General features: G+C 31.9%; 6 protein-coding genes and 2 pseudogenes. 6 read left to right on the plus strand and 2 right to left on the minus strand.

Annotated elements, in window-relative coordinates; genetic code table 11:
• Both L6Q46_RS13105 and ctlX read left to right on the plus strand, forming a co-directional pair.
• Nucleotides 1–403 (plus strand): arginine deiminase family protein (locus tag L6Q46_RS13105; protein WP_291284685.1); only part of this gene is annotated, 403 nt, incomplete at its 5' end.
• Between the two features lie 50 nt (nucleotides 404–453).
• Nucleotides 454–1,389: a citrulline utilization hydrolase CtlX gene (ctlX, locus tag L6Q46_RS13110; RefSeq protein ID WP_291284686.1), complete on the plus strand. Its 936-nt coding sequence runs from the start codon at nucleotides 454–456 to the stop codon at nucleotides 1,387–1,389.
• Nucleotides 1,390–1,474: 85 nt separating this feature from the next.
• On the opposite strand, the gene L6Q46_RS13115 is transcribed toward ctlX, so the two are convergent.
• Nucleotides 1,475–2,098 (minus strand): MarC family NAAT transporter, encoded by a 624-nt coding sequence (locus L6Q46_RS13115; RefSeq protein ID WP_026725615.1) that lies wholly within the window; start codon nucleotides 2,096–2,098, stop codon nucleotides 1,475–1,477.
• Nucleotides 2,099–2,207: 109 nt separating this feature from the next.
• Here L6Q46_RS13115 and L6Q46_RS13120 point away from each other — a divergent pair, with 109 nt between their 5' ends.
• Nucleotides 2,208–2,564, plus strand: coding sequence for a CoA-binding protein (locus L6Q46_RS13120; RefSeq protein WP_291284687.1), 357 nt, complete (start codon nucleotides 2,208–2,210; stop codon nucleotides 2,562–2,564).
• A gap of 128 nt (nucleotides 2,565–2,692) precedes the next feature.
• On the opposite strand, the pseudogene L6Q46_RS13125 reads toward L6Q46_RS13120, so the two are convergent.
• Nucleotides 2,693–4,101 (minus strand): annotated as a pseudogene (locus L6Q46_RS13125) (sodium:solute symporter).
• A gap of 140 nt (nucleotides 4,102–4,241) precedes the next feature.
• Here L6Q46_RS13125 and recR point away from each other — a divergent pair.
• From recR to L6Q46_RS13140, 3 genes and pseudogenes are all read left to right on the plus strand, one after another.
• On the plus strand, nucleotides 4,242–4,862 hold the full coding sequence (recR, locus tag L6Q46_RS13130) for a recombination mediator RecR (RefSeq protein WP_111566938.1): 621 nt from the start codon (nucleotides 4,242–4,244) through the stop codon (nucleotides 4,860–4,862).
• Between the two features lie 135 nt (nucleotides 4,863–4,997).
• Nucleotides 4,998–5,789 carry a polysaccharide biosynthesis/export family protein gene (locus L6Q46_RS13135; protein ID WP_111566937.1) on the plus strand — a complete coding sequence of 264 codons (792 nt, stop codon included), beginning with the start codon at nucleotides 4,998–5,000 and terminating at the stop codon, nucleotides 5,787–5,789.
• A 5-nt stretch (nucleotides 5,790–5,794) separates the two neighbouring features.
• Nucleotides 5,795–6,854, plus strand: a pseudogene (locus L6Q46_RS13140) (sugar transporter); the annotation flags it as partial.

Here is a 6,854-nt window from a genome sequence, read left to right on the forward strand (position 1 = left end):
TAAAGCGTTGTTTCCAAATAAAATTGTGAAAGCATTCGACTTAGTGAAATCGAAAATTGAACCTCGTGATAACGCTTTGCATTTAGATTGTTGTTTTCAGCCTGTGGGAACCAACAAAGGTATTATCTACAAAAGTGGTTTCCGTGAAGAAGCTGATTATATGTTTTTAGTGAATTTATTCGGAAAAGAAAATTTATTCCACATCGAAAGAGAAGAAATGTATCACATGAATTCTAATGTGTTTTCCATTGCTCCTGATGTAGTAGTTTCCGAAAAAAACTTCACAAGATTAAACAATTGGTTACGCGAAAACGGATTTACAGTAGAAGAAATTCCGTATGCCGAAATTGCAAAACAAGAAGGTTTGTTGAGATGTTCAACTTTACCGTTGATAAGAGATTAAGGATAATAATGTACAGACATTGCATTGCAATGTCTCTAAATAAATAAAACATGAACCAAACAACTAACTCCATATTGATGATTCGTCCGGTAGCATTCCGTATGAACGAACAAACAGCGGTGAATAATTATTACCAAAAAGTATTGGATAATTTAACACCAACTTCGGTTAATGCAAAAGCACAAGAAGAATTTGATACTTTCGTTCAAAAGTTAAGAATGATTGGGTTAAATGTGGTTGTGGTTGAAGATACATTAAGTCCAGATACACCAGACAGTATTTTTCCAAACAACTGGATTTCATTTCACGAAAATGGTGACGTAGTATTATATCCTATGTTTGCCGAAAATCGCCGTTTAGAAAGAAGAGAAGATGTTTTAGATCATTTGGAAGATGAAGGTTTTGTAATCAATGAGATTATGGATTATACTTCGGCTGAAGATGATGATATTTTCTTAGAAGGAACAGGAAGTATTGTTTTAGATAGAGCTAACGGAAAAGCGTATTGTGCTTTATCGCCAAGAGCAGACGAAGAACTATTCATCGAATTTTGTGAAGATTTCGAATTTACACCCGTAATTTTTGAAGCGTTTCAAACGGTAAACGGAGAAAGAAAACACATTTATCACACAAACGTAATTATGTGCGTGGGCGAAACTTTTGCCGTTATTTGTGCAGATTGCATCGATGACAAGAAAGAACGCAAAATGGTCTTAGATAGCTTGAAAGGCGATGAAAAAGAAGTAATTCTAATCACCGAAGACCAAGTAAACAATTTTGCCGGAAATATGTTAGAGGTAAAAGGAACAGATGATAGAAGATATTTAATTATGAGTGCTTCAGCACATCAAAGTTTGACTAAAAAGCAAATTGCACAATTAGAAGAACATGTAACTATCGTAAGTTCAAGTTTAGATACAATTGAAGCTTGTGGTGGTGGAAGTGCGCGTTGTATGATGGCAGAAATTTTCTTGCCAAGAGAATAATTTTATCCTTTCAGTGGCTTTTAAAAAAATCCCAAATTCCGATTCATTCGAAATTTGGGATTTTTTTCTTCTAACTCTCAACTTACTAGATTCCTCTAATAATAGTTAAGATAGCACTAATAATATACTGAATACCAATAGCAATAGTTAAAAATCCTATAATTCTAGAAATCGCCACGATTCCAGATGAACCTAACATTTTTGCTAAAAAGTGAGCACTGCGAAGTACTAAATAAATCGTAGCTGCAACAACCGTAATTGAAATCGTTGAAATTATAATTTCAGAGGTTGTATTGTGTTCTTGATAATAAGCAATAAGTAATGAAATAGAACCTGGTCCAGCTAACATTGGCATAGCTAAAGGAGTAAGTGCAATATGTGTTCTGTTTTGAACTTCTTTTTGTACCTTTTTATTGATTCCTTTGTTTTTACTGAAATTCCCATTCAATAATCCAAATCCAGAACTCGTAATAATAATTCCACCCGCAATTCGCAACGCTGTAATAGTTATCCCGAAAAAACTTAGTACATACTGACCAATAAAAAACGAAATCAATAAGATGATTAAAACATTAATACTGGTAATTAAAGAAACTTTTGCTCGTTCAGCACTCGTATAACCTTCGGTTAAAGCCACGAAAATAGGAACCGTACCAATTGGATTTAATACGGAGAATAGAGCGGCGAATAGGTAAATAAATAATTCCATGTTTTTTTACAAAGGTATTTGAGCTTTTTTAAAAGTGCATTAAAATAATGTAAACTCAAAGTTATACTTATTATTTTAATTTACTAAATTTATGGAAAATATTATTCACATGAAAACATTAGTTATAGGAGCTTCCACAAATAAAGAACGTTATTCGTATAAAGCCATTCATAGTTTAGTAGACAAAAGTCATCAAGTAGTGGCACTTGGAGCTAAAAAAGGAATGGCATTTGATATTCCAATCGAAACCGAGAAATTAGATTTTCATGCTGTAGATACAGTGACTTTATATCTCAATCCAAAAGCACAAGTGGAGTATTATGATTATATACTTTCATTAAAACCAAGACGCGTTATTTTTAATCCAGGAACCGAAAATCCGGATTTTTACAAAATATTGGAGGCAAATAATATTCAGTATGAAGTAGCTTGCACGTTGGTTTTGTTAGCAACAAGTCAATATTAGAAGCGAAAGTTTTGGCATTTCTTGTTAACCATGTTCCCGCTTTTCGTTACAATATCTTTATCAAAGTTTTTCGACTTTGATAAAGATGATTTTCTCTTCAATCGGGGCTAGTTAGCCAACCATTTTCTCTAAAATCTGGTTTCAGAAGTTGCTGGTTTGCTAATTAATAACAAGCCAATAAAAGTAATGATTCCGTTTACGATAATTAATTCGTTATCAATTACGTAATCTCCAAAAAGTGCTGCCGAATTTTTGGCAAACAAAAAGCAAATCAATGGAGAAATAACACAAATAATTGGAACTAATTTATCGTGAACGGTTTTTGATTTCATAAACAATCCAAAAGCGTATAATCCTAAAAGTGGACCATAAGTGTAACTTGCTACTTTGAAAATCATCGTTACCACAGATTTATCATTCAATGAGTTGAAAATGATAATCACTAAAAACATCAACAAAGAAAATCCAACATGCACCAAATGACGCGTTCTAACAGCGTTGGGTTTATTTTGGTTTTCCGCTTTATCCATTCCTAAGAAATCTACACAAAATGATGTGGTTAAAGCTGTTAAAGCAGAATCAGTTGTGGCAAAGGTAGCTGCAGTTAATCCTAACAAGAAAACTACTGCTGGAATAATATTCAAATGATTAAATGCAATTTCGGGGAAAAGCAAATCAGTACGTTTTACACCATCAACCATTGGAACCGAAATGCCATTTTTCTCAGCATATAAATAAAGCAAGGCTCCAACGCTCAAGAAGAAAATATTGATAATTACAAAAATTCCAGTAAAAGTAAACATGTTTTTTTGTGCTTCTCCAATGTTTGCACAACTTAAATTCTTTTGCATTAAATCTTGGTCTAATCCAACCATAGCGATGGTTACGAAAATTCCACCTAAGATTTGTTTCATAACATAATTGCCTTTTAAATAATCTTCATAGACAAAAACACCGAAGAAACTAGGAAAAACGTTTGTAAAGTATCGGTAATAATAATCGTTTTCAATCCACCGCGATAGGTGTAAGCAAATATTAAAGCCAAGGAAATTAAAACCGTAACCGCAAATGGAACTTTAAAATCATCAAAAACAAAACGTTGCAACACAATCACCACTAAATACAAGCGAAAAGCCGAGCCAATAGTTCTACTAATCAAGAAAATAGTCGCGGCAGTTTTATAACTTATCACACCTAATCGTTGCTCAATATAGCTGTAAATAGAAGTCAAATTCATTCGGTAGTATAACGGAAGTAAAACCGTTGCTATGATGATAAAACCAATCGCATTTCCTAATACAAATTGGAAATATTTAAACTGCAAATCAGGATTTCCTACTTCACCAGGAACAGAAATAAATGTTACGCCAGAAAGTGCTGTTCCAATCATTCCAAAAGCAACCAAATACCATTTCGCATTTTTATTTGCCTTAAAAAAAGCGTCATTGCTACTGTCTTTTTTGCTAACAAAATTGGAAATTAAAATCAGAATTCCGAAGTAGATAATGATAATGGCTAAAATAGTTCCTGAAGTCATATATTGGTTTTTAGTTGTGCTAAAGTAGGAAAAAGATAGAAGTTAGAAACGATATGTTAAAAGAAAATTCATTTATAATTATTTTTAGGAAACTCCCAACTTCCAACTTCCATCTCCCAACTTTTTTTTATTTTTGCTAAATGGAATTACCATCAAAATTACTTGAAAATGCAGTTAACGAAATGTCTCAATTACCAGGAATTGGTAAAAGAACGGCATTGCGATTGGTGTTGCATTTGTTAAAACAACCTTCAGAACAAACTGAAATTTTGTCTTCGGCTCTAACGGCTATGCGAAATGATATTCAATACTGTAAAGAGTGTAATACGATTTCGGATGCGGATATTTGTGGAATTTGTTCAAATGCTTCTCGAGATAAATCGATTATTTGTGTGGTGGAAGATGTTCGCGATGTAATGGCATTAGAAAATACAGGAATGTTTAAAGGCGTTTACCATGTTTTAGGTGGGAAAATTTCTCCGATTGAAGGTGTTGGGCCAAGTCAGTTAAAAATCACTTCACTTGTTGAAAAAGTAAAAGCAGGAAATGTTTCTGAAATCATATTTGCTTTAAGTTCCACCATGGAAGGTGATACGACTAATTTTTATATTTACAAACAGATTAAAGAATTCGAAATTAAAACATCAACTATTGCCAGAGGAATTGCTGTTGGTGATGAATTAGAATATGCAGATGAAGTAACTTTAGGTAGAAGTCTATTAAATCGAATTCCGTTTGAAACTTCTATAAAGCCATATTAGTAAAAATTTAATCAAAATTCAATAATAACTTCGTTTTTTTAATTGTAAAAACTATATTTGTTACCTAATTTAGTGTGCTTTACATTTTTGTTTTTTTGAACCATCAGCAGCACTCAAAATAAGTATAGATTTTACATGAAAAAAATATTTTTTTTATCCATAATTGCAGTCTTTTTTACTTCTTGTATTTCTACAAAAGAATTAACTTATTTGCAGCCTAATACAACATCAAAGTCAGATTCTATAAGAGTGGCTCAGGAGGTTTCTAAGCCATATAGAGTTCAAACAAATGATATCTTAAGTATTAATATAAAAGCTTTAGATCAAAAATTAGTGGAAATGTTTTCTGTTTCACAAACGAATGGACAAACACAAGCATCTCCTCAAACTTTATTCTTTAATGGATATACTGTTGATGATCATGGAAATATCCGTGTTCCTATTTTAGGCGAGGTTAATGTTTTAGGATATACAACAGATGAAGTTCGTCAAAAAATTGAAAAACAATTATTAGAAGAGTACTTTAGAAAAGAAGCAAATATTTTTGTTACCGTTAAACTTGCGGGATTACGTTATACAATAAATGGAGAAATAGGTTCGCCAGGTACTAATGTTTTGTACCAAGACAGAGCTACAATTATGGAAGCTATTGCTAATTCTGGAGATATTCCTATAACAGGAAACCGAAAAGAAGTGCAAATTATTAGAAAATTTGCTCATGGTTTTGAAACTTATAGTATCGATTTAACAAAGGAAAGTGCTATGAATTCTCCATATTTTTACATTCAGCCAAATGATTACATCATTGTTAAGCCATTGAAACAAAAAACTTGGGGTACAGGAGTTACAGGAGTACAGTCAGTAGCAACTATTATGACTGCAATTTCTTTAATTACAACATTATTAGTGTTGTCTAAAACATTGTAATTGAAATGCTAGATACTAAAGATTTTAATTTTTTCGAATCCCAAAATACATTCGATTTCAAAGGATTTCTTTTGAAAGTTATTAGTTATTGGAAATGGTTTTTACTGTCTTTGATAATTACTTTTGTTTACGCCTACAATGTAAATATTCGTAAAGAAAAAATTTACGGAATGGAATCACTTATAGTGGTTGAAGACCAAAACAATCCATTTTTTACATCAAATACGAGCTTAGTTTTTAACTGGGGAGGAACGTCTGATAAAGTTCAAACAATTATTACAACCTTAAAATCGCGTTCTCACAATGAAATAGTTGTAGACAGATTACAGTATTACATTAAATATCTAAGAAAAGGAGAATATTTTTTTCAGGATGTCTACGGAGAAGTTCCTTTTTATGTAGAAATAGATAAAACAAAAGGGCAACTTTTTAAGCAATTAATCAAAATTAAATTTTTATCTCCAACTCAATATGAATTAAGTGTTGATTTTGGAGAAGCAACTTCTGCAAAAACAATGCAGTATAGTGATTTAGTTTCTCAGCCAGTTAATGTTTCTGGCGGTGTGTTTAAAAAGAATTACAAAATTAATGAAGAAGTAGCATTGCCTTTTCTTAATTTAAAAGTTATAATTAAACCTGAAGCTTACGAATACACAAATCAAGAGTATTATGTGCGTTTTGATGACTTCAACTCAACGGTTGCAACATATAAAGGAATAGATGTTAGTGCTGATGCTAAGGCGCTTTCTGTTGTTAGATTGCAAATGGAAGGTTCTAATAAATACAGACTAGTAGAATACTTAAATACGACTGTTGATGTATTAAGAAAAATTCAATTAGAAAGTAAAAATCAGTTTGCAAATAATACAATTGGATTCATAGACAGTACTTTGAGAGAAATGGAAGGTCAAATCAAAGAAGCTGAGAACGAATTAAAAGAATTTAGAAGAGGTAAAAATATTTTTGAATTAGATGAAGAAGGTGGTAGCGGACTTTTAAGTTCAAAATTGTCAGCTTATGATGTAGAAAAAGACGGTATAAATAGAAAAATTGCCTACTATAATC

Source organism: Flavobacterium sp. (genome assembly GCF_023151265.1).
Lineage (GTDB): Bacteria > Bacteroidota > Bacteroidia > Flavobacteriales > Flavobacteriaceae > Flavobacterium.